Annotated in this window: 14 protein-coding genes; 10 read left to right on the top strand and 4 right to left on the bottom strand. The window is 66.3% G+C overall.

The genetic code is table 11. The features are described 5' to 3' along the window. Nucleotides 1–43: 43 nt before the first annotated feature. From AC2CGW_RS05735 to AC2CGW_RS05695, 9 genes are all read left to right on the top strand, one after another. Nucleotides 44–1,075, top strand: coding sequence for an ABC transporter substrate-binding protein (locus tag AC2CGW_RS05735; RefSeq protein ID WP_186670324.1), 1,032 nt, complete (start codon nucleotides 44–46; stop codon nucleotides 1,073–1,075). Nucleotides 1,076–1,144: 69 nt separating this feature from the next. Beyond that, a complete protein-coding gene (locus AC2CGW_RS05730) occupies nucleotides 1,145–2,227 on the top strand; it encodes an ABC transporter ATP-binding protein (protein WP_065861865.1) in 1,083 nt (360 codons plus the stop codon). After that, nucleotides 2,224–3,108: an ABC transporter permease gene (locus AC2CGW_RS05725; RefSeq protein ID WP_054894307.1), complete on the top strand. Its 885-nt coding sequence runs from the start codon at nucleotides 2,224–2,226 to the stop codon at nucleotides 3,106–3,108. The genes AC2CGW_RS05730 and AC2CGW_RS05725 overlap by 4 nt, the downstream gene beginning before the upstream one ends. Before the next feature lie 4 nt (nucleotides 3,109–3,112). Then, the gene (locus tag AC2CGW_RS05720; RefSeq protein WP_484573662.1) at nucleotides 3,113–3,934 is read left to right on the top strand and encodes an ABC transporter permease; all 822 of its coding nucleotides are present in this window, start codon (nucleotides 3,113–3,115) and stop codon (nucleotides 3,932–3,934) included. Next, complete coding sequence (locus AC2CGW_RS05715; protein WP_484573661.1) at nucleotides 3,931–5,394, top strand: 2Fe-2S iron-sulfur cluster-binding protein; 1,464 nt, start codon at nucleotides 3,931–3,933, stop codon at nucleotides 5,392–5,394. Before AC2CGW_RS05720 ends, AC2CGW_RS05715 begins: the two co-directional genes overlap by 4 nt. Next, entirely contained in the window at nucleotides 5,391–6,560 is a 1,170-nt protein-coding gene (locus tag AC2CGW_RS05710) for an NAD(P)/FAD-dependent oxidoreductase (protein WP_484573660.1), read from the top strand. The genes AC2CGW_RS05715 and AC2CGW_RS05710 overlap by 4 nt, the downstream gene beginning before the upstream one ends. An 89-nt stretch (nucleotides 6,561–6,649) precedes the next feature. Further along, nucleotides 6,650–7,441: an IclR family transcriptional regulator gene (locus AC2CGW_RS05705; RefSeq protein ID WP_426352561.1), complete on the top strand. Its 792-nt coding sequence runs from the start codon at nucleotides 6,650–6,652 to the stop codon at nucleotides 7,439–7,441. A gap of 183 nt (nucleotides 7,442–7,624) precedes the next feature. Then, complete coding sequence (locus tag AC2CGW_RS05700; RefSeq protein WP_054894294.1) at nucleotides 7,625–7,984, top strand: RidA family protein; 360 nt, start codon at nucleotides 7,625–7,627, stop codon at nucleotides 7,982–7,984. Between the two features lie 4 nt (nucleotides 7,985–7,988). Next, nucleotides 7,989–9,482, top strand: coding sequence for a CoA-acylating methylmalonate-semialdehyde dehydrogenase (locus AC2CGW_RS05695; protein ID WP_186722033.1), 1,494 nt, complete (start codon nucleotides 7,989–7,991; stop codon nucleotides 9,480–9,482). Between the two features lie 103 nt (nucleotides 9,483–9,585). Here AC2CGW_RS05695 and AC2CGW_RS05690 read toward each other — a convergent pair whose 3' ends face one another. Genes AC2CGW_RS05690 through AC2CGW_RS05675 form a run of 4 tightly spaced genes read right to left on the bottom strand, consistent with a single transcriptional unit; the run spans nucleotide 9,586 to nucleotide 19,364 of the window. Next, a complete protein-coding gene (locus AC2CGW_RS05690; RefSeq protein WP_484573659.1) occupies nucleotides 9,586–11,427 on the bottom strand; it encodes a peptide transporter in 1,842 nt (613 codons plus the stop codon). A gap of 8 nt (nucleotides 11,428–11,435) precedes the next feature. Further along, on the bottom strand, nucleotides 11,436–15,263 hold the full coding sequence (locus tag AC2CGW_RS05685; protein WP_484573658.1) for a two-partner secretion domain-containing protein: 3,828 nt from the start codon (nucleotides 15,261–15,263) through the stop codon (nucleotides 11,436–11,438). Between the two features lie 10 nt (nucleotides 15,264–15,273). After that, complete coding sequence (locus AC2CGW_RS05680; RefSeq protein WP_484573657.1) at nucleotides 15,274–18,306, bottom strand: porin; 3,033 nt, start codon at nucleotides 18,304–18,306, stop codon at nucleotides 15,274–15,276. A 41-nt stretch (nucleotides 18,307–18,347) separates the two neighbouring features. Further along, complete coding sequence (locus AC2CGW_RS05675; RefSeq protein WP_484573656.1) at nucleotides 18,348–19,364, bottom strand: hypothetical protein; 1,017 nt, start codon at nucleotides 19,362–19,364, stop codon at nucleotides 18,348–18,350. Between the two features lie 287 nt (nucleotides 19,365–19,651). Here AC2CGW_RS05675 and AC2CGW_RS05670 point away from each other — a divergent pair, with 287 nt between their 5' ends. Further along, on the top strand, nucleotides 19,652–21,244 hold the full coding sequence (locus tag AC2CGW_RS05670) for an argininosuccinate lyase (RefSeq protein WP_426351482.1): 1,593 nt from the start codon (nucleotides 19,652–19,654) through the stop codon (nucleotides 21,242–21,244). Nucleotides 21,245–21,579: the final 335 nt, after the last annotated feature.

Below are 21,579 nucleotides of genomic sequence, written 5' to 3'. Positions count from 1 at the left end.
TTTCCGCGCCCTGTGCAAGCGGGGCGCACCTGGAGAAAAGCACATGCACAAACATCTGATCAAAGGCGCTGCGTTCAGCCTCCTGGCCAGCGCACTGTTCGCCGCCACGGCACATGCCGACGGCGGCATCACCTTCGCCGGCTGGGGTGGCGCCCTGCAGGATGCCGAGCGCAAGGCGTACCTCGAACCTGCCGCCAAGGCGCTGAACATTGCCATCCGCGAAGACAACATGAACGGCCTGGCCGCCGTGCGCGCCCAGGTGATGTCAGGCAAGCCGAAGTGGGACCTGGTCGAACTGGGCATCACCGACTGCGTGCAGGCCGAAAAAGAAGGGCTGTCCGAGCCGCTGGACAAAAGCGTGATCGACACCCGCGACATCGACCCGGCCGTGGTCGGCAACAACTGGATCGCCAGCCATGCCTACGCCTCGGTGGTGGCTTGGGCCAAAGACACCGGCAAGCCGGTGGCCCAGACCTGGCAGGCGTTCTTCGACCCCAATGTCAAAGGCGCGCGGGCCATGTACACCAAGCCCTGGCAAACGCTGGAGGCCGCGTTGATCGGCGATGGCGTGGCCCCGGCGCAGCTGTATCCCCTGGACATCGACCGCGCGTTCAAGGCCCTGGAGCGGATCAAGCCGCAGGTCGTCAACTGGTGGAGCGCCGGTGCCGACTCGGCGCAATTGCTGCGCAGCCGCGAGGTGGACTTCCTGGCGATCTGGAACGGGCGCGTGGCCGAGGTGGCCAAGTCCGACGATGCGGTCGACTACAGTTTCGATGGCGCCATCCTCAGCTATGACTGCCTGATCGTGCCGCGCGGTGCGCAGAACAAGGACCTGGCCATGCGCGTGATCAACCAGATCATGCAGCCGACCAGCCAGGCGACGCTGGCGACCTTGATCCCCTACGCGCCGGTCAACAGCCGCGCCTACGAGGTCGGCCTGATCAGCGCCGAGCAGGCCAGCCGCCTGCCGACCTCGCCGCAGAACATTGCCAAGGTGGCGAAGATCGACCCGCATTGGTGGGTGCAGAACCAGCAGGCGGTGCAGCAGCGTTTCGAGTTGTTCATCGCCCACTAGGACGAGGCGGGCCGTGCTGGCCCGCGTCATAACCCGTGTTCCGTGCCGCTTGCGGCCCCGAGTCTGACCATGTCTGAAGATACGAAGCTCTCGACCTCCATCGACATCGAGCATGTCACCAAGACCTACGGCAGCTTTGCCGCGCTCGATGACGTCTCCCTGAACATCCGCAGTGGCGAGTTCCTGTCGCTGCTGGGCTCGTCCGGTTCGGGCAAGACCACCTTGCTGATGGCCCTGGCCGGCTTCGTGCGCCCGGACGCCGGCAGCATCCGCTTCGGCGGGCGGGAAATGGTGTTCGAGCCGCCGCACAAGCGCGACCTGGGCATGATGTTCCAGAACTACGCACTGTTCCCGCACATGAACGTGTTCCAGAACGTCGCCTACCCGCTGAAGCTGCGCGGCTACAGCCGTGACGAAATCCGCAAGCGAGTTGGCGAGGCGCTGGAGATGGTCGAGCTGGACAAGCTGGTCGGGCGGCGCATCGACGAGATGTCCGGTGGCCAGCGCCAGCGCATCGCCCTGGCCCGGGCGATCGTCTTCGAGCCGAAGATCCTGCTGATGGACGAGCCGCTGTCGGCGCTGGATAAACGCCTGCGCGAGACCATGCAGCTGGAGATCCGTCGCCTGCACGAGCGCCTCGGCATGACCGTGGTCTACGTCACCCACGACCAGCGCGAGGCACTGACCATGTCCGACCGCATCGCGGTGATGAGCCAAGGGCGGATTCAGCAGATCGACACCCCCGAAAGCCTCTACGAACGCCCGGCCAACCGCTTCATCGCCGAGTTCGTCGGCGAGTCGTCGTTCCTGCCGGTGGCCATGCGCGAGGGCAGGGCATGGTTCCGCGACCAGCCGTTGCAGGCGGTGTTCAGCGAAGGCTGCCTGAACAACCCGAGTATCCTCCTGCGCCCCGAGAAACTGCGCTTCGTCGATGACGGCCAGCAGGGCCTGAACCTGTTCCGTGGGCAGGTCCACGACGTCATCTACCAGGGCGAAAGCCAGTTGCTGCAAGTGGACCTGGGCGAAGGCACGCAGGTGTCGATCCGCCGCCCCTCGCGCAGTTCCTCCGGTGACCGCCTGCCGACGCGTGGCGATCACGTGGTCCTCGGCCTGCACCCGCAGGACAGCCTGATCGTGGGGGACTCGGCATGACTGCGCTCAACCTGCAAGGCGCGCTGCATGGCCAGGCCCTGCAACGCGCGGGCAAGCGCCACGGCTGGTTCCTGCTCTCGCCGATGCTGCCGGCGCTGCTGCTGGTGCTGGTGACCTTCGTGCTGCCGATCGGCTGGCTGTTCGGCCTGTCGCTGTTCGATGCCGACGGCAACCTCAGCGCCGAGAACTACACGCGCCTGCTGCAACCGATCTACGTGCTGGCGTTCACCCAGACCTTCAAGATCGCGCTGATCGTGACGGTGGTCTGCGTGCTGCTGGGCTACCCCTACGCCTACTTCATGGTCCACGCGCCGCGCCGCCTGGCGGGCCTGGCGATGGCGCTGCTGCTGATCTCGCTGTGGACCTCGCTGCTGGTGCGCACCTACGCCTGGCTGGTGCTGCTGCAGCGGCGCGGCCTGGTCAACGACGTGCTGACCTCGCTGGGCATCGTCGACGCGCCGCTGGCGCTGGTGCACAACCTCACCGGCACGGTGATCGGCATGACCCACATCATGCTGCCGTACATGGTGCTGCCGCTGTATGCGGCGATGAAGAGCATCAACCCGCTATACCTGCAGGCCGCCTCGACCTTCGGCGCATCGCCGGTGCGGGCGTTTCGCGATGTGTTCCTGCCGCTGTCGCTGCCGGGCCTGGCTGCGGGCGCGACCTTGGTGTTCGTGCTCAGCCTGGGCTTCTACGTGACCCCGGCGCTGCTCGGTGGCGGCAAGGTGCAGATGCTGTCGATGCGCATCGAGAGCGATGTGTCGATGTACGCCAACTGGGGCGCCGCCTCGTCGCTGGGCGTGGTGCTGCTGGTGGCCACCCTGCTGATCCTGTTCATCGTCAAGAAGATCGCCGGCCTGGGCCGGCGCAGCGAGTGAAGCCATGAACCGACCCCTGAACCACTGGCTGGGCCTGGCCGCCCGCCGCGCCTGGCTGTACTTGCTGGTGCTGGCGATCATGGTGTTCCTGCTGACGCCAACCCTGATCGTGCTGCCGATGTCGCTGTCGGATGCGCGCTACCTGAGCTTTCCGCCCAAGTCGCTGAGCCTGCAGCCGTTCTTCAGCTATTTCGCCTCGATCGAGTGGCAGAGCGCAACGCGCATCTCGCTGATCACCGCGACCCTGACCATGATCCTGGCCACCACCCTGGGCACCGCGGCGGCCTACGCCCTGCACAACAGCCAGCAACGCTACCTGGGTGTGCTGCGCGGGTTGATGATGGCGCCGATGATCGTACCGTCGATCTTCATCGCCATCGGCCTGTTCTTCGTCTACGCGCGGCTGGACCTGAACAACAGCATCCCGGGCCTGGTGCTGGCGCACACGTTGTTGGCGCTGCCGTACGTGATCATCAACGTCGGTGCCGGGCTCAAGACCTACGACATGACCCAGGAACACGCCGCCTGCATTCTGGGCGCCAGCCGCCTGCGTGCATTCTTCGACGTGACCCTGCCGCAGATCCGCTTCTCGGTGGTGTCTGCGGCCATGCTGGCGTTCGCCGTGTCGCTGGATGAGGCGGTGATCTCGCTGTTCATCAGCGGCGGCGACAGCGCCACGCTGACCAAGCGCATGTTCAGCTCGCTGCGTTCGGAGATCGATCCGCTGATCGCCGTGGTCGCCACTTTGATGACCCTGTTGTCGATCATCATGCTGGCGGTCAGCCTCACTGCGCAGCGACGCGCCCAGCGCCGGAGCGAGTCATGAGCCTGCGCCTGCCGGGCGCCAGTGGCGCGCCGCTGAGTTTCAGCTGGAATGGCCGGCGCCTGCAGGCCCTGGCCGGCGACAGCGTCGCCCAGGCACTGCTGGCCAACGGCATTCGTGGCCTGGCCTGGACGCGCAAGGCGCACCGGCCCATGGGCTTGTCGGGGCTCTACACCACGGGCGTGCTGGCGCGGGTCGATGGTGTACCCAACGTGCGCCTGGACCAGTGCCTGGTGCGCGAGGGCATGCAGGTCAGCCGACAGAACAGTTGGCCGAACCCGCGTTTCGACCTGCTGCGCCTGGCACGGCTGGTGCCGTCCGGCTGGATCAAGGGCGGGTTCGAACAGAGCAATCTGGTGCCCAGCGGCGGTCGACTGTTCCAGCACTGGGAGGCATTGCTGGCGTTCCTGGCCGGTGTGGCCGAGCCCGCCGACCAGGGCTTCGCCGGCCCACCTCCGGTCGGCCAGCGGCTGCGCGCCGAGGTGCTGGTGATCGGCGCCGGGCCTGCTGGCTGCGCAGCGGCCAACCGCGCCGCGCAGGAGGGGCGCGAGGTGCTGCTGGTGTCCCGTGGCGAGTCGCCCGCGCGGTATGCCCGGCAAGCCGGTGCTGCGCTGGCGCCGCTCGATCCGCGGGTGCGCTGCCTGTTCGGAGTGGAGGTGTTCGGTGCCTACCGTGAAGGTCGCCTGCTGCTCGGTGCGCCGATCGATCCCGCACGCGGCGCCGTGGCGCTGGAGGCCGACGAGGTGATCCTGGCCACCGGGCGCAGGGTGGTGCCGACCCTGGTCCCCGGTGCCTGGTTGCCCGGGGTGATGGATGCGCGCACGGCGCTGGCACTGGCTGCCGACCGTCGCATTGCGCCGGGCAAATCGGTGGTCGTGCTTGGCGACGGACAGCAGCAGGCCCTGGCCACTCGCCTGCGTCAGCTGGGTGTGCAGGTGGTGGCGGTGGCCGAGGTCGCTGAGCTGCAGCGGGTCATTGGGCACAACCGGGTCAGGGCTGTACAACTCGAGCGCCTGCAGCCCTGCGATGCGCTGGTGTTGGCCGGCCCCGGGCTGTTCGACGACAGCCTGAGCTTCCAGGCCTCGGCCAGCGGGCGGCTGCAACTGGTCGGCGCGCGTTCTTCGCTGCGCCGCGCAGGCAGTGCCGCCGAGCCCGACCCGGCGCTGGCCCCCGCCCAGGACGCAGCCGTGCTGCTGTGTCCGTGCTTCGATGTGTCCGGGCGCGAGGTCGATGAACTGCTGGAGCAAGGCATCGACGACCTGGAGGTGATCAAGCGCCTGACCTCCTGCGGCATGGGCCCGTGCCAGGGCCAACCGTGCTGGGACTCGCTGCGAGCCTACGTCGCCGGACGCCTCGGCGTGCCGGTGCTGCAACTGGCCCGGCCGACCCTGCGCCCGCCGCGCCGGGCCCTGACCGTGGCCCAGGCTGCCGGTCTTTGCGACGTCGTGGAGCCACTGCAATGAACCTGAATGCCCAACTGCCCAAGCGTTGCAGCATCCTTATCGTCGGCGCCGGTATCCAAGGCCTGTCGCTGGCGTTCAACCTGGCCGAGCGCGGTGTGCGCGACATCCTCGTGCTGGATGCCGGCTACTGGCAGGGCGGTGCGTCGGGACGTAACGGCACCCTGATCCGTGGCGCCTTCAGCTCGGTGGAGTGGACGCGCTTCTTTGCCTACTCCAACCAGCTCTGGCATGGCCTGTCGCGGCGCCTGGGCGAGAACGTCATGTACTCGATGCGCGGCTACAGCATGATCGGCGAGCGCACGGCCACCGCCGAACTGCTGCATCGCACCCGCGAAGTGCACCGCGAATGCGGCATCGATTCGCAGTTGCTCGACCCGGCACAGTTGCGCAATGTGCTGCCGGCCCTGGCCCACGAGCGGGTCAGCGCCGCCCTGCACCTGCCGGGCAGCGGCGTGGCGCCGCACCATGCGGCGATGCATGCCTATCACAAGGCCTGCGAGCGCTTGGGCGTGACCCTTCGCTATCGCACGCCGGTCGCTGCCATCGACCGCAGCGCTGGCCGTGTCAGTGGCGTGCGGGTAGGGGAGCAGCGCATCGATGCCGACGTCGTCGTGCTGGCCGGCGGCGCCAACAGCAATGCCCTGGCGCAGATGGCCGGGGTGCCGCTGGAGGGTTACCCGATGCGCCTGGAAGCCATGGCCCTGGAGCCGACCCGCCCGCTGATCGGCCCGGCCGTGGCCCTGCTCGACCGGCTCTGCTACATGCACCAGACCGCGCGTGGCGAAGTGGTGGGAGGCGCCGAGGTGGCCGAACGTCCACAGGACACCCTCAATGCCGACGTCCCGGTGATGGCCGCGACCGCCAAGGCCTATATGGAGATGTTCCCGCAACTGGGCCAGGCGCGTATCCTTCGCCAGTGGGCCGGGCTGGTCCACATTTCGCCCGATTTCGGGCCATTGCTGGGGGCGCACCCCGCCTTGCCGGGGCTGTTCGTCAGTGCCGGCTGGTGCTACGGCCATGCCGGGGCGCCGGCGGCCGGCGAGCTGCTGGCCAGGGCCATCGTCGAAGGGACGGTGGACGAGCGCATGAAACCCTTCGCTGTCGAGCGCTTCGTACAAGGGCGTCCGGTGGTCGAGCCGGGCATCGTGCTGAGTCATTTCGAATGAACAACCGTGAATGGGAGCATCCTTTCGCGGCGGCCGAGCCGGCCGTCCGGGTTGCCTCCCTCAGAGCTGTCAGAAAAGGATCGAACGCCATGAGCGCCGCTGAAGAATCGCCCCTGTTCGTCACCGCCCTGTCCAAGGGGCTGGCGGTCGTCACTGCGTTTCGCAGTGGCCGGCCGAGCATGAACCTGGTCGAGCTGGCCGAAGCCACGGGCCTGAACAAGAGCACGGTGCAGCGCTCGGTGTACACCCTCGAAACCCTCGGATACCTGGCCAAGGATGCCGTGACCAAGCGCTATCGCCTGACCCCGCGCTCGCTCGACCTGGGCTCTGGCTACCTGCAGACCAGCGAGCTGGTCGAGCGCGCCAACCCCTACCTGCACGAGCTCAACCGCGACACCGGCGAGAGCTGCAACCTGCTCGAACCCTGCGGCACGGACATGCTCTACGTGGCGCGTTTCCCCAGCCACAAGCAGATCCCGATCCACGTGCCGCTGGGCCGTCACCTGCCGATGTACTGCACCGCCGCGGGCCGTGCCTACCTGGCGGCGCTGCCGGAGCGCGAGAGCGAGGCCATCCTCGATGCCTCGCAACTGATGGCGCACACCTCCAGCACCGTGACCGACCGCGAGCGCCTGCGCGAGATCATCGCCAATGCGCGCAAGGACGGCCATGCCTTCGCCAGCGAACAGTACTACGTCGGTGACATCAGCGTGGCGGCGGCGGTGGTCAATGCCGATGGCTACCCGCTGGGCGCGGTCAACGTCGCCGTGCCGCTGGGGCGCTGGAGCCTGGAGGAGGCCAGGAAGGACCTGGCGCCGAAGGTGATCAACACCGCGCGTTCCATTGCCAGTGCCGTGCGCAGCCTGCGCCCCTTGACCTGATCGATACCCCGTAAACCGGGGTCGCTGCGCGCCCCAATCGCGGGACAAGCCCGCTCCCACACGGACAGCTCCCGTCTGTAGGAGCGGGCTTGCCCCGCGATGGCCTCGCAGCAACTCCACCCATGCCAACGCACCCTCGTATGCGTGACGGCCCCCGTTTGTCCGAAATAACCTGGAGTCCCCATGTCCATCCAACGTTTCCAGCCCAACAACAACCGCCTCAGCCACGCGCTGGTGCACAACGGCATCGTCTATGTCACCGGCCAAGTACCGGCCGACCGTACCCAGGACGTGCGCGGCCAGACCGCCCAGGTGCTGGCGCGCATCGACGAGTTGCTCGCTGAGGCCGGTTCCGACAAGTCGCACATCCTTTTCGCCCAGGTGTGGCTCAAGCACGCCGTGCAGGATTTTGCCGAAATGAACGCCGCCTGGGACGCCTGGGTGCCGAAGGATGCACTGCCGGCCCGTGCCACGGTCGAGGCCAACCTTGCTGCCGAGAACATCCTCGTTGAAATCGCCGTTCAGGCCGCGGTCAAGGAGTAAGGTCATGGCGACGATCAAGCATCTGATCCACGGCGAGCCGGTCGCGAGCGGCGGGCGCACCGCCGAGGTGTTTAACCCGGCCACCGGCCAGGTCATCCATCAACTCGAACTGGCCAACCGCGCCACCGTGCAGGCGGCCATCGACTCGGCCAAGGCCGCGTTCCCGGCCTGGCGCAACACGCCACCGGCCAAGCGCGCGCAGGTGATGTTCCGCTTCAAGCAGCTGCTGGAGCAGAACGAGGCGCGTATTGCACAGATGATCAGCGAAGAGCATGGCAAGACCATCGAGGATGCCGCTGGCGAACTGAAGCGCGGGATCGAGAACGTCGAATTCGCTTGTGCTGCACCCGAGATTCTCAAGGGTGAGTACAGTCGCAACGTCGGCCCGAACATCGACGCCTGGTCCGACTTCCAGCCGCTGGGCGTGGTGGCTGGCATTACCCCGTTCAACTTCCCGGCGATGGTGCCGCTGTGGATGTATCCGCTGGCCATCGTCTGTGGCAACGCTTTCATCCTCAAACCCTCGGAGCGCGATCCGAGCTCGACCCTGTATATCGCCCAACTGCTGCATGAAGCCGGCTTGCCCAAGGGCATCCTCAACGTGGTGCATGGCGATAAGGAAGCGGTGGACGCGCTGATCGAGGCACCGGAAGTCAAAGCGCTGAGCTTCGTGGGTTCGACGCCGATCGCTGAATATATCTATGCAGAAGGCACCAAGCGCGGCAAGCGCGTGCAGGCGTTGGGCGGCGCGAAGAACCACGCGGTGCTGATGCCGGATGCCGAGTTGGACAACGCGGTCAACGCGCTGATGGGCGCCGCCTACGGCTCGTGCGGCGAGCGCTGCATGGCGATCTCGGTGGCAGTGTGCGTGGGTGACCAGGTTGCCGATGCGCTGATCGCCAAGCTGCAGCCACAGATCAAGGCCCTGAAGATTGGTGCCGGCACCCAGTGTGGGTTGGACATGGGGCCGCTGGTGACGGCGGCTGCGCGTGACAAAGTGCTGGGTTATATCGACGATGGCGTGGCGGCTGGCGCCGAGCTGGTGGTCGATGGTCGCGGTTTCTCGGTGGCAGGCAACGAGAACGGCTACTTCGTTGGCGGCACCTTGTTCGACCGGGTGACGCCGCAGATGCGCATCTACCAGGAGGAGATCTTCGGCCCGGTGCTGTGCGTGGTGCGTGTGCAGAGCCTGGAAGAAGCGATGCAACTGATCAACGATCACGAGTACGGCAACGGCACCTGCATCTTCACCCGCGACGGCGAAGCTGCGCGGCTGTTCTGCGACGAGATCGAGGTAGGCATGGTGGGTGTGAACGTGCCGCTGCCGGTGCCGGTGAGCTACCACAGCTTTGGTGGCTGGAAGCGCTCGCTGTTTGGCGACTTGCATGCCTATGGGCCGGACGGTGTGCGCTTCTATACCCGGCGCAAGGCGATTACCCAGCGCTGGCCGCAGCGTAAGAGCCACGAGGCGTCGCAGTTCGCGTTCCCTAGCCTTTGAGGTTGATCTGACTGGCGCTTTCGCGGGCAAGCCCGCTCCTACAGAGGGTAAACCTGTAGGAGCGGGCTTGCCCGCGAAAGGGCCGGTCAGGCCACCATAACACTCAGCTACGACACGCCAGCAACGCCAGCAAATGCTCGGCAAAAATCTCCGGCCTCCCTTCGAACAACCGCTGCAACGGCTTCCCGCTCCCCAGGTGCGCATACAGCGCCCCCCGCTGCGCCGGTTCGCTCACCATACGCACCGCCGCCTCGATGTACTGCTCCACCGTCGCGGCAATGGTCCACCCCGGCAACCCCGCCCGCCTGAACAACCCCTCGTCGATATGCTCGAACACCTCCGGCCCGGTCTTGCATACCCCTGGCAATCCCAAGGTGAAGGCGTCGATGATGCCGTTGGTGTTGCCGAACGGAAACGGACTGAGGAACAGGTCGCAATGGTCGAAGGTGTCCAGGTACTGCGCATAAGGCTGGTGCGGGTGCACCGCGGCATCCGGGACATAGCGGCGGATCAGGCGCTGCAGCTGCGGATAGAGCAACCCCTGCGCCTGGCCGATGAGAAAGTGCAGGCGCACGCGGCGGCCATGGCGCTCGCGGCTGCGCTCGACGATCTGCTGGCAGGCCTGGAGAAATTTCGGGTTGAGCTTCATGGTGGTGGCCGCCACGGCAATGGCCACCTCGGGGCTGTCGAGGCGTTCGCGGGCACCGAGCCTGACCTCGATCGCCGAGGGCCGGTACGGCTGGCCGTCGCTGGGCAACAGCAGCAGGCGCTCGCTGAAGCACGACGGGTCGCCGACGAAGTCCTCCTCGACACTGATGTAGTCCACATGCCGCGAGCCGGTGGTCGCCGGGTGCCCGAGCGCCGCCACCTGCAACGGCGCCAGGCGCAGGTTGGCGACGAACAGGTTAAGCGGGAACATGCCGACACTGGGCATGTACAGCACCTGCGGTCGCATCTCGTCGGCGAGGGCGCGCACCTGGCGCACACAGGCGAGCAGGTCGTCCGGGGCCTCGAGCTCGATGAAGCGGTCGAACACCTTGCGCCCCAGCTCATCGACATTGCTGGCATAGCCGACCGCCCACAGCTCGAAATGTGCGCGGGCTGCCTCCAGGGTGCGCGAGTGGGTGCGGTAGATCGAATGCGCGCCGGAAAACCACTCCAGCACCACCAGCATGCGCGGCTTGCCCTTGCGTGTGCTGGTGGGCGCAGGCAGCGAGGCGATGCCTTCGGCGTCCAGCTTGCGCTCGATCAGGCGGCAGATCGAGCGCTTGATGCGGTGGCGCTGCGGCAGGTCGGCGTAGCTGCAGTGCATGTACACGTCGTGGATGATCGCCAGCGGCAACTGATCGAGGCTGTCGAGGCTGTCCAGCCGCTCGGGCAGCCAGGCCAGCAGCGCCTCGCGCTTGGAGTGCGCCGCAGGCGTGCCGAGAAAACGCGGCGACAGCAGGGCCATGAACAGCGCCATCGCCAGTTGCGGGTTCTGCGTCCACAGCAGCTCCACATCCAGCGGCAACTGCGACTCCGGCGAGTAGAGGATGCAGAACTTCACCAGTTGTTCCGGTGCCACCTCGAAGCGTTGGCTGTCCTGACCATGCAGGTTGAGGGTACGCAGGATGTGGTCGGCATTGATGAAGGCGCTGGCGGCGAACAGCGCCGACAGCCAGCGCTGGAAGTTGATCAACTGGTCGAAGCCACCGGGGCTGATCTGGAACTGCGGATCGCTGAACAGCGCGCTGATCGCACAGGTCAGGCGCGTCAGCACGTGGGCTTCGAGCTCGTCCTCCGGCACGGCCGGCGACACCGACAGCCTGAACTCCCCGGACAGCCTGCCGTAGTGGCGGTCGATGATCAGCAGCAGGCGCACCAGCTCGCGCGCCGCCTCCTCGTGCTGGCGCGTGTAGCAGAGCTGCTCGAAGTGTTCCAGGGCGAATGGGGTCTGGTTCATCACGGGCCTCAGTCTTGCACGAGCGTGTCGTCGCCGAGCAGGGCCAGGTCCAGGCGGATCTGGTCGAGCTGCGGCTGCAACGGCGTTTGCCGGTAGTCAGGGTAGAGCACCTGGCTCCAGTTGGCGTAAGCCATCTCTTTTTGCTGGTAGCCACGCACATCGGCGCTGCTGCGTTCGAGCAGCGTGGCGTTGACCCGCCCGCCCAGGCGCTGCACCACCGCGCCGCCGTTGGCGGTGAGGGTGGTGCTGTCGCTGCCGCGGACGATATAGGTGCCGCTGTTGCTGTCGGCATCGATCAGCAGCACACCGTCGTCGACCTGCAGCAGGTTGCTGCCGCTGGCGAAGTTCAGCGCCGTACCGCTGTCGCTGCGGGCGGTGACGGTCAGGTTGCCCTGGCCCGTGCTGATCAAGCTGTTGGCGCCAGTGCCCGAGCCGTTGAAGGTGATGCCAGTGGCGCCGTTGCTGCCGGTGCCGCTCAGGCTGATATCGCCACCTGCCGACTGGATCATCACACCATTGGGGCCGGTGCGCAGGAACACGCCGTTGCCATTGGCGCCGCCGTCGCTGCGCCCGTTCAGGCTGATGGCGCCATCTTGGGTGGCGATGGTGACCGAGCTGCTGGCGCTCGAGGGGTAGAAGTGGATGCCGTTGGCTTGCTGCGAATAGCCCTGGAGGCTGATCGAGCCGCTGCCGGTGGCGCGCAGGTTGGTACGTCCGGTGAGCATGCTGATGCCATGGGCGGCGGTCGCGCTACCGTCGAGGCTGAGGGTGCCGTTCTCGACGCTCAGGCGGTTGATGCCGCTGCTGTAGAAGTCGATGGCATCACCTGCGGCGGTAGTGCGGCCGACCAGGCTGACATTGCCGGAGCCGGTGGTCTGAATGATGTTGGTGACGCTGAGCAAGGCGATGCCGTGGTCCAGTTCGTTGTTATGGGGCGAGTGGAAGTGGCCATTGAGCAGGATGTTGCCGCCTTTGGAACTGATGCGGTTGGTCGAGGCGGTGCCTTTGCCCCCCAGGGCGATGGCGTCGGAGGTGCCGACCGAATCGCCACGCAGGGTGATGTTGCCAGTCCCTGTGGTGATGGCTACGCCGCGCGAGTTTCCGGTGGAATTGAGGAAGATGCCGTAGCCGCCCCATTGGGTGCTGCTGGTGCCGCTGATCAGCACATCGCCGCTGTTGCTGCTCAGATCGATGGCGGCGCCACGGCCGGATGGCGCGATGTCCACGCCGCGCCCCGAGGCGCTTGTGCCTTCCAACACCAGCTTGCCGCTGATGCTGTTGACGCGGATGTTCGAGTAGTCGCCGCTGGCATCCAGGTAGAGCGCACGGAACGAGCCGGAGCCGGTGTTGATCACCGCGTTGTCGGCCTTGAGCCGCACATCGCCGGCGCTACTGGCGATGTTGATGCGTGAACCCGGTGTGTTGGCGTTGCCGTTGCCCGCGGCGATCAGCGCCAGGGCCGGGGTTCTGCCGCCGGAGGTGTTGCCTTCGACGCTGATGTTCCCGGCGCTGGTCAGGTTGATCGAGGCGCGGGCGCTGGTGACGCTGAGCGTGGTGCCATAGCTGCCACCGCTGTTGCCGCCCAGCACGATGCGCCCGCCGCTATCGCCGCGCAGGTTGACCGCCCCGGTGCCGGAGGCGGCCACGTACAGGGCGCGGTTGCTGGCGCTGCTGCCCTTGACCGTGAGCGTACCGCTGCCCACCGAAAGATTCTGCGTGGAGCCTGCGGCGGTGGAGCAGACCAGCACGCCGAAACCTGAAACGGCATTGCCGCTCAAGGTGACATTGCCCGCGCCGCGGGCGGCGATGTTGTTGCTGGTGCTGAATACCCGAGCCCCGTTGCCGCCGCCGAGGTTGTCGGCGCTGATAGCGATGGAGCCTGCGCCATCGGTGAGCAGGTGGCTGCCGCCCCTGAGGATGAAGGCATCGCCTGTGCCGCGGGTGCTGGCCTGGCGAGCAATGATGTCGATATTGCCGCCACCGGCGTCCAAGGTGCTGGCGGAGATGTTCACCGCCGTGGCGCTAGAGCCTGATGCCAGGGTGGTCGAGGTCGCGCCACGGATGCTGATGTCGCCGCCGTTGGTGGTGATCCGCGTGCCGTTGCTGATGGCCACGCCCGTGCCGTTGCTGACGTTGGTGCTGGCGTAGCCATTGACCGGGTCGGCCGCGCTGCCGAGGGTGAGCTTGCCTCCGTTGGTGTTGATGGTGGCGTTGTTCAGGGCGATGGAGCCGTTGCCGCTGTTGTTGAAGTTCGACAGCATCGAGACGTTCAGCGACTTGCCGTCGGCGTTGCTGATGCGGGTGCCCTTCATGTTGACGTTGCGGTGGGCGATCAGCGTCAGGCTGGCATTGCCCTGGGCCTTGACGTTGTCCAGGACGTTGATGTCACCGGAGGTGCCTGCCCCGGAAGAGGTCTGCACGATGATATTGGCGCCTTCGCTGAGCGAAGCGTTGAGCGTCGCCGAGCTGAGGTTGGAACTGCGCCGTGCGTTGGGGGTGAACGGGCTGGTCCGGGAGGTGCGAGTGCTGGCACCGCTGGTGATATTGATGTTGTACGGATCGAGTAGCCAGGTGCCGCCCTGGCCGGACGCTGCGGCCAAGTTGACCAGGCCGGTAACGTCCAACGCGTTGCCGGAGGTCTCGACCAGGCCGCCCTTGCCGGCGCCCGTGGCGCTGATCACCCCTTCGAAGCGGGTGCTGTCACGCGACCAGAGGATGACCTTGCCACCGTCGCCGTCGCCCAGTCCGTTGGCCTCGATGCGCGCATCTTTGCCCATGTAGGTCGCCGTGGCCTGGTGCAGCGGGCCGCTGCCCTGGTAGTCGCCGCCCAGCAGCACGGTGCCACCGCCGGTGCTGCCGGAGGCCTCGATGCGACCTTGCTCGAACAGGCCGACGTATTCGCCGGTCAGGGTCACGTTGCCGCCATGCTCGCCTGCGCCACGGCCGGAGGCGTCGATCACCCCGCTGTTGGCGACCACGCCGTTGTCGCCGCCGTCCAGGACGATCCGGCCGTTGCGCTGTTGCAGGCTGCGCGCCTCGATCATGCCTTCGTTGTTGACCACGCTGCCGACCATTGCATCGCTGGTGCGTGCGCTCATCAGCACGGTGCCGCCATCGGCCTGCAGCAGGCCGCGGTTGGCGACGCTGGCGCCGACCGCCGCTTCATCGACCTGCAGGTTGATCAGGCCGTCGCCGTTGTAGTCGAGGGTAATCTTCTCGCCGCCACCGAGCACCACCGAGCCCATCCGCGCGATCACCGCGCCTTCGTTGCGCACCTCGCCGCCGAGCAGGGCAACGCTGCCACCGTCGGCGGCGCGCAGGGTGCCCTGGTTGATCACCGCGCCGCGCTGGCCGTCACCCTGGAAGCGCAGGCGACCAGCCTTGAAGTCGTCGTCGTTGATATCCAGGGTGCTGGCGACCAGGCCGCCAACGTTGACCGACGCACCGTTGCCGAACAGCACGCCGCTGGGGTTGATCAGGTACACCTGGCCGTTGGCGTTGAGCTGGCCGAGGATCTGCGAGGCGTCGCTGGCGGTCACCCGGTTCAGCGCCACCGCCGAGGCGTTGGGCTGGTGGAAGTTGACCTGGGCGTCCTTGCCGATGTTGAAGCGCTCCCAGGTGGCGATCATCTGCTGGCTGTTCTGGGTCACGTCCAGCACATTGCCGGCCTGGCTGATGCCGCCGCTGCCGGAGGTGATCTGGCCGTTCGTCGGCAGGGCGCCTGCGTCCAGCGCCATGGCCTGCAGCGGCATCAGCCCGTGTACCGCGCAGAGTACCGCCAGGGCCAGGGGTTTGAGTGTCGGTCGTTGGGGACGACGGGGAAGGGTGGCGTGCATGGTCGTCTCCTCAGAACGAATAGTTGAAACCGGTGCCGATGGCGTTGATCGTGGTGCCCACGCCCGGCGAGTAGCCGCTGGCAGCAAAGGCGCCGACCACGGCGAAGTTGTAGTTGGCCAGCGACTCGTTCTTCAGCAGCACGTAGTGGGCGAAGATCTCGCTGTTGCGGCTCAGGCGATAGCCCACGCCCAGGGCGTACTGGCGTGCACCCATGCCACTGGTGTCGCACTGGTAACCGGCGGCCGAGATCATCTTGCAATCGCCGGCCAGGGCGCGGGCGTAGCTGGCACGCAGGCGCCAGGCGCCGAGGCGGTGGCTGACGCCGAGCATGTAGGCGCGGCGCTTGTAGTCGGACAGGTCGCTGACGTTCTGGCTGTTGTTCACCACGCCGTCCTCGGCGTAGTGCAGCTCATCGGCCACCAGCGATAGCTTGGTATTGCCGATCTGGTAGCCCAGGCCCAGGCGGTAGCTGTAGTCATTGGACGAGGTGCCGTTAGTGACATGAGTGTTGCTGCCGACCCCACGCGAGTTGCGGCCAAGGCTTGCGACGCCGAAGTAGTCGACATGGCGCTCGGCGGCAGCCACCGCGGTGAAGCCGCCATTGGTGTAGGTCAGGCTGCCGCCATAGATATAGCCGTTGTCGACGTCTTCAGCGGCGCGGGTGCCATTGTTGGAGTAGGCGAGCTTCAGGGTCAGGCCGTTCCACTCCGGCGACCACCAGGCGACCATGCCGGACTGGCGTCGGTTGAACGCGGCATCCGAACGTTCGCTGCTGTCGGCCTTGCTGGCCGGGCCGTTGACGTTGCTGGCCATGCTGACGTTAAAGCCCGGTGAGCCGATGATGTTGTAGTAGGCGCCAGCGGTCTTGCCGCTGAACGGGTCGAGGCTGGTGGTGCTTTCCTTGAGCGGCATGTCCCAGACCCCGTAGAGCAAGGTGCCGTAGCGGTCGTCGTCGAAGGCCACGGCGGAGTTGCGCAGGCGGGTGTTGGGCGAGATCGACTTGGGCGCGGTTTCGTCGCCCGACAGCGTGTAGTTGACCGAGATGCCATATTCGAGCTGCCACAGGAAGCGCGAGGTGTCGTTGATCGGGATACCGGCGCGGGCACCGACATATGAGACGTTGTCGCGGGCACGCAGGTAGCTGTTCATGTTGCGCCCGTTGGGCGTGGCCAGTTTGCTCCTGTCGACGGGGGCCGCGCGGGTCGAGTTGCGCCGGTCGACGTACTCGGGCACCAGGCCCAGCGAGCCGTAGAGGGTCAGCTCTGTGCTCTTGTCACGAAAGTCCTCGCGGGTGCCGAGGTCTTTGGCCAGGCCCGCGAAGGCCTGCGGCGAGCCACTGACCGAGAGCCAGAAACGCCTGGCGTCGCGCTCGTCGCTGGTCGGATCGTCGCTGTTGGAGAAGGCCAGGCTGGCGTTCATCACCAGGTCGCGGTGATAGATGTTCAGGCCCACCCCGTAGCCGTGGCGGCTGAGGCTGTTCTCGCTATCGTCCCAGGGCTTCTTGTTGACCTTCACCCGACCCGCATCGGCGAACAGCGCACCTTCGGCGATGGCGCCATGGATGTTGCCCAGGTACTTGCGCAGCTCGACCCGGCCGAGCAGGCCTTCGTCACCGGCCGCTTCGCCGACTCCGTAGGCGCGCACGCCGTTGGGGCCGCCGAGGGTGAATTTCTCCGAGCTGTCGAGGTTCTTGTCGGCCCACTGGCCGCTGATGGCGGCGTACAGCGAGTAACCGCCGCCGAGCGCCTGCAGGCGGCTGAACGACAGGGTGCCCTTGTGGTAGGTGCCGGCGGCCTCGGCGGTCAGCGCGTCGAGGGCTGCGTCGAGCGGGGTGTTCTTGTCCAGGCGGCCGATGCCGTAGCCCAGGCTCCAGCGGTTGCTGCCGGCCCAGCCGTCACGCCAGTCGCCGTACAGGGTCAGGCCGCGGAACACGGCGCTCTTGCGCACCTCGAAGGCGCCAGCGGCGTCGTCGAAGTAACGGTGTTCCTGAGCCAGGTTCAGGCCGATGTTGGCGTCGCGGCTGCGCAGCAGCGAGGCATCGGCGAACAGCGACGACACCTGGGCGCTGCCGCTGGCGTTGGCGGTCTTCAGGCCTTTGCCGATGCTGTAGTCCATCTCGGCGTAGCTGGCACCGACGCTGATGCCGCTGGCGCCCAGTGGCAGGCGCATGCCCACGCCCTTGATATCCAGGCCCTCGAAGCTGGCCTGGTTGTTGAAGTACAGGCTTTCGCCGAAGCCGAAGGCGTCGTTGAGGCTGACGTTGGTGCTCATCCGGTTGCTGCCGGTGTAGTAGTTGCCGTAGTTGTCGAAACTGACCCGGCCGGTCCAGGCAGTCATCTCGCTCAACTTCAGCACGATGTCGGCGGCGCCGGGCTGGCGCGAGGGCTGCAGCACTGCGCGCACGGACACCCCGGCGATATCGGACAGGCGCAGCAGTACGCGCTCCATGTCCTGCTCGCGAATCACGCTGCCGCTGGGCAGTGCGTCGACGAAACGCTGCTGCATGCCGGCATTCAGGCGCACACCCGGGCCCGGCTCGGTGCGTACCGTGCCGACCTTGCCCTCACGCACCTCAAGGGTGACCACGCCGCCTTCGATTTCCTGCGGCGGCAGGTAGGCGCGGGCCACCAGATAACCGCGGCTGCGGTACAGCGCGGTAATGCGGTCAGCGGCGGCGCGCAGGCCGGTGAGATCGAGTTCGCGGCCGAGGTCGTTCTGCAATTCCTGCTGCAGGCGCGATTCGCTGATCTCGCGGTTGCCGGTGAGCTTGAAGGCCGTGACCTTGAAGCTGAACGAGGGGGCCGCCGAATTACTGCCTTGGGCCTGGCGCTGGTCGTCCTCGGCCTCGATGCGCACGCTGCCTTGGGGCTGCTGGCTGCGCTGCGCCGGGCGCAAGCTGTCGCGGTTGGTGTCGAACAGGGAGCCGGCACTGGGCAGGGTTTCACCCTGGGCTTGGCCGGCGAGCACGGCGGCGGTGAGTAACGTCAGGGCGCGCGGGTGCAACGCCCGGCGCACGGAGGCGGCGAGATAAGTCCGGGTCATGGCAGATTCTTTTGTTGTTTTTGTAGGAAGTGCGAACGGCGTCAGCGGGTCGGGAACAGGGTCCTGGCAACGCTTTTCGCGGCGAACAGGCGGGCGGCGTTATGGCCGACCTTGCTGACCTGGAATTGCAGATGGTCGATGGGGATGTGCCATTTCTGCGCGAGGAAGGCTTCGTAGCGCAGGTAGTTGAGCTGGCGCTCGACACGGGTAGCGCCCTGCATGGCAGCACCACAGGCGCGGTCCATGACCCGATCGTCCGGCTTGTCGTCGAGTTCGCCGACCATGTAGGTCAGATCGCGTGCGGCATAGCGCTGGAACACTTGGGTGGCGTTCAGGCCCTGGCGGGTGAAGTACGCCGGTGCTCGCTCCAGGCCATAGCGGTACCGCGTGTAGCTAGGGCACATGACCGTGAGCACCGGCTTGAAGGCGCCGTCCTGCAAGCGGTTGTCGTCCAGGTAGAGGTAGGACGAGGGGCTCGACACCACGTAGCGCACCTGGATGCCACTGGCGCGCAGGCGTTGGTCGCCGTCGCCGAGCAGGGTGTAGCGCTGCATCAATTGACCCCCGGCGGAGTGGCCGATGAACACGATTTCCTTCAGCGCAGGGAAATGCTGGCGATTGCCGAGGTAGGCGAGCAGGTCGTCGAGCACGGTGAACCCGGCGATACCGGCGCGCCCGCTCTGCGACTCGGTGCCGTGCATCCACTTGTCCTTGGGCCACAGCGGCATGTCATCGCCGGCACGGCGGTCGCTGGGGGTGAGGAAGTTGGGGGCCAGCAGCAGGGTGTCGCTGGCGCTGAAGCCTGCGTTTGCCAGCAGCTTTTCGCCGCTGTCGTAATAGTCGTCGGCGTTGCGGCGCACACCATGCAGCAGCACCACGGCGCGCTGTACGGGCAGGCTGGCAGTGTTCAGGTCGTTGTTGGCGAAGGCGACGAAGTTGTAGGGGGCCGTGTCGCCCAGGCGCAAGGTCTGGGGGGCGGCGACGGCCTGGACTGCCAGCAGGCTGGCGGCCAGGAGCAGCAGGGAGCGGGTGAGTGTGCGCAGAACGTGATGCCGCATGTAACCACCTCGTAAGAGTGCGGTGCCGGTCGTATCCCGTGGCAGTGTATGGGGATCGGCCGGTTTGATTGGAGTTATGGCGCCGATCCTAGCAGTGGTTTTTGCCGAGATAAAATATCTTGAATCGAGTGTCTTGATATTTTGAAAGTATCAAGTTGTCGTTGCCGACCTCCATACTAGAGAGATATTGGTTGGATATTTTTAATATATTTTTAATCTTCAAGCCCCGCCGCTAGCATCCCGCCATGTTCGCCCCTCCTGAGCGACACATTCGCGGATCCGAAACCATGACAACAAGAAAGACCCCGCTCTACCTGGCCATCGCCTACGCCCTGTTCGCCGCTGCCACGGCCCAAGCCGCCAACACCGCCGACCTGCCGTGCAAGACCACCGCCGAATGCGCCGAACAGGCGCGCAAGATCGGCGCCAGCGTGGACAAGTCCGCGCTCAAGGGCGGCCAGCAGGAAAGCCAGTTCGACTGGCTCAACCGCATCAACAAGGCGTCCATCGTCATGCTCACCGAGCAGGGCATCGTGCCTGCCGACCAGGGCAAGGTGATCGCCGGCGGCGTGCGCTATGCCATCGACCAGGCCAAGCAGCCCGACGGCAAGCGCCCCAGCGATGTGTTGCAGCTCGAGCAGGTGATGATCGACAAGATCGGCCCGCAGGCTTCGCTGATCCACTCCGGGCGCAGCCGCCAGGACATGTACGCCACCTATCGCCTGGCCTCGCTGCGCGCCGAAGTGCTGGACTACAGCGACGCCCTGAACGCCACCCGCCAGCGCCTGCTCAAGCTGGCCTCGGTCAACGTCGACACTCTGGTGCCGGCCTACACCAATGGTGTGCAGGCCATGCCGATCAGCTACGCCCACTACCTGCTGGCGTACGAGGCGTCGTTCCAGCGCGATGCCCAGCGCATCCACGACCTCTATGCACGCCTGAACCTGAGCCCGATGGGCACCGCGGTGCTGGCCAACTCCGGCTACCCGCTCAACCGCGAGCGCCTGGCCACGCTCTTGGGCTTCGATGGCCTGCGCGAGAACTCGCTGGATGCCAGCCAGGTCTCGACCTACGACATTCCGCTGGAGGCTGCCAGCATCGCCTCGTCGTCGGCCATTCGTGTGGGCGCGATCATTGGCGACATCCACACCCAGTACCACCAGACCCGCCCCTGGCTGCTGCTCGACGAGGGCTCGACCTACACCAGCAGCGCCATGCCGCAGAAGCGTAACCCGGGCCTGCTGATGCGCACCCGCGAGTCGGCCTCCGATGTGGTCGGGCTGGCCAACGCCACCACTGTGCGGGCACATAACGTCACCACCGGCATGACCGACTACAAAGCCGCGTTCGACGACCTGGGGCTGTTCAAGTCGGCCAACGAGATGTTCGAGCGCATGGACCTGGTGCTCGATGCCCTGCAGATCAACGCTGCCCGCGCCGAAGAAGAGCTGGACGCCGACTGGACCACGTCGATGGAGCTGGCCGACACTCTGGAGCGTCAGCACCACGTGCCGTTCCGCATCGGCCACAGCTTCGCCTCGCTGATCGTCGAGAAGGCCCGCGCCGAGGGCACGCTGCCCAAGGACTTCGCCTACGCCGATGCCCAGGCGCTCTACACCCAGGCGGCGAAGAAGTACAAATGGCAGGATGACCAGTTGCCGCTGAGCGAGGCTGCGTTCCGCGCCAGCCTTTCGCCACGGGCGATGGTCGAGAGTCGCCAGGGCACTGGTGGGCCGCAGCCGAACGAAGTGCGGCGCATGCTGATGGAGGCGGGCAAGCGCCTGGCGGCGGATCAGGACTGGATGAAGCTGCACCGGCAGAAGCTGGTGGATGCCGATGCTGCGTTGGACAAGGCCTTCGACAAGCTCGCCGGGCAATAACGGCATCGCAATCTCAAAAATCTAAGGCGTGCCCAGTCCCTGCGGGAACAACTGTCTTGCTCAAAATTTAAAGTCCAGCCCAATTCCTGTGGGAGCGGGCTGGCCCTTAGATTTTGAGCAAGACTGTTGCTCCTACAGATGTGGTGGATGCCTGGGAAACAGCGGTGTCCCCATACCTCAGAAAATTCCGAATCTTGTCGGCATCCCTTCAGTTCAAGGTTGCTTGGGAATTATCCTACGCACCACTCAGCCGTTTCTCTGTTGTTGGAGATAAGCATCGGGACTAACTTCCCCGGGTCGCCCATATGGCGACCGGGTGTGAGAGCCCGGCATCC

This window comes from Pseudomonas sp. SYWMCR5, assembly GCF_057197165.1.
Note: the sequence above shows the minus strand (reverse complement) of the source record. Positions and strands in the feature narration are given on the sequence as shown.

Coding starts and splice junctions, on each gene's coding strand:
- AC2CGW_RS05705 (WP_426352561.1), top strand. CDS start 6,650: ATGAGCGCCGCTGAAGAATCGCCCCTGTTCGTCACCGCCCTGTCCAAG.
- AC2CGW_RS05695 (WP_186722033.1), top strand. CDS start 7,989: ATGGCGACGATCAAGCATCTGATCCACGGCGAGCCGGTCGCGAGCGGC.
- AC2CGW_RS05680 (WP_484573657.1), bottom strand. CDS start 18,306: ATGACCCGGACTTATCTCGCCGCCTCCGTGCGCCGGGCGTTGCACCCG.
- AC2CGW_RS05715 (WP_484573661.1), top strand. CDS start 3,931: ATGAGCCTGCGCCTGCCGGGCGCCAGTGGCGCGCCGCTGAGTTTCAGC.
- AC2CGW_RS05710 (WP_484573660.1), top strand. CDS start 5,391: ATGAACCTGAATGCCCAACTGCCCAAGCGTTGCAGCATCCTTATCGTC.
- AC2CGW_RS05725 (WP_054894307.1), top strand. CDS start 2,224: ATGACTGCGCTCAACCTGCAAGGCGCGCTGCATGGCCAGGCCCTGCAA.
- AC2CGW_RS05690 (WP_484573659.1), bottom strand. CDS start 11,427: ATGAACCAGACCCCATTCGCCCTGGAACACTTCGAGCAGCTCTGCTAC.
- AC2CGW_RS05720 (WP_484573662.1), top strand. CDS start 3,113: ATGAACCGACCCCTGAACCACTGGCTGGGCCTGGCCGCCCGCCGCGCC.
- AC2CGW_RS05670 (WP_426351482.1), top strand. CDS start 19,652: ATGACAACAAGAAAGACCCCGCTCTACCTGGCCATCGCCTACGCCCTG.
- AC2CGW_RS05700 (WP_054894294.1), top strand. CDS start 7,625: ATGTCCATCCAACGTTTCCAGCCCAACAACAACCGCCTCAGCCACGCG.
- AC2CGW_RS05685 (WP_484573658.1), bottom strand. CDS start 15,263: ATGCACGCCACCCTTCCCCGTCGTCCCCAACGACCGACACTCAAACCC.
- AC2CGW_RS05730 (WP_065861865.1), top strand. CDS start 1,145: ATGTCTGAAGATACGAAGCTCTCGACCTCCATCGACATCGAGCATGTC.
- AC2CGW_RS05675 (WP_484573656.1), bottom strand. CDS start 19,364: ATGCGGCATCACGTTCTGCGCACACTCACCCGCTCCCTGCTGCTCCTG.
- AC2CGW_RS05735 (WP_186670324.1), top strand. CDS start 44: ATGCACAAACATCTGATCAAAGGCGCTGCGTTCAGCCTCCTGGCCAGC.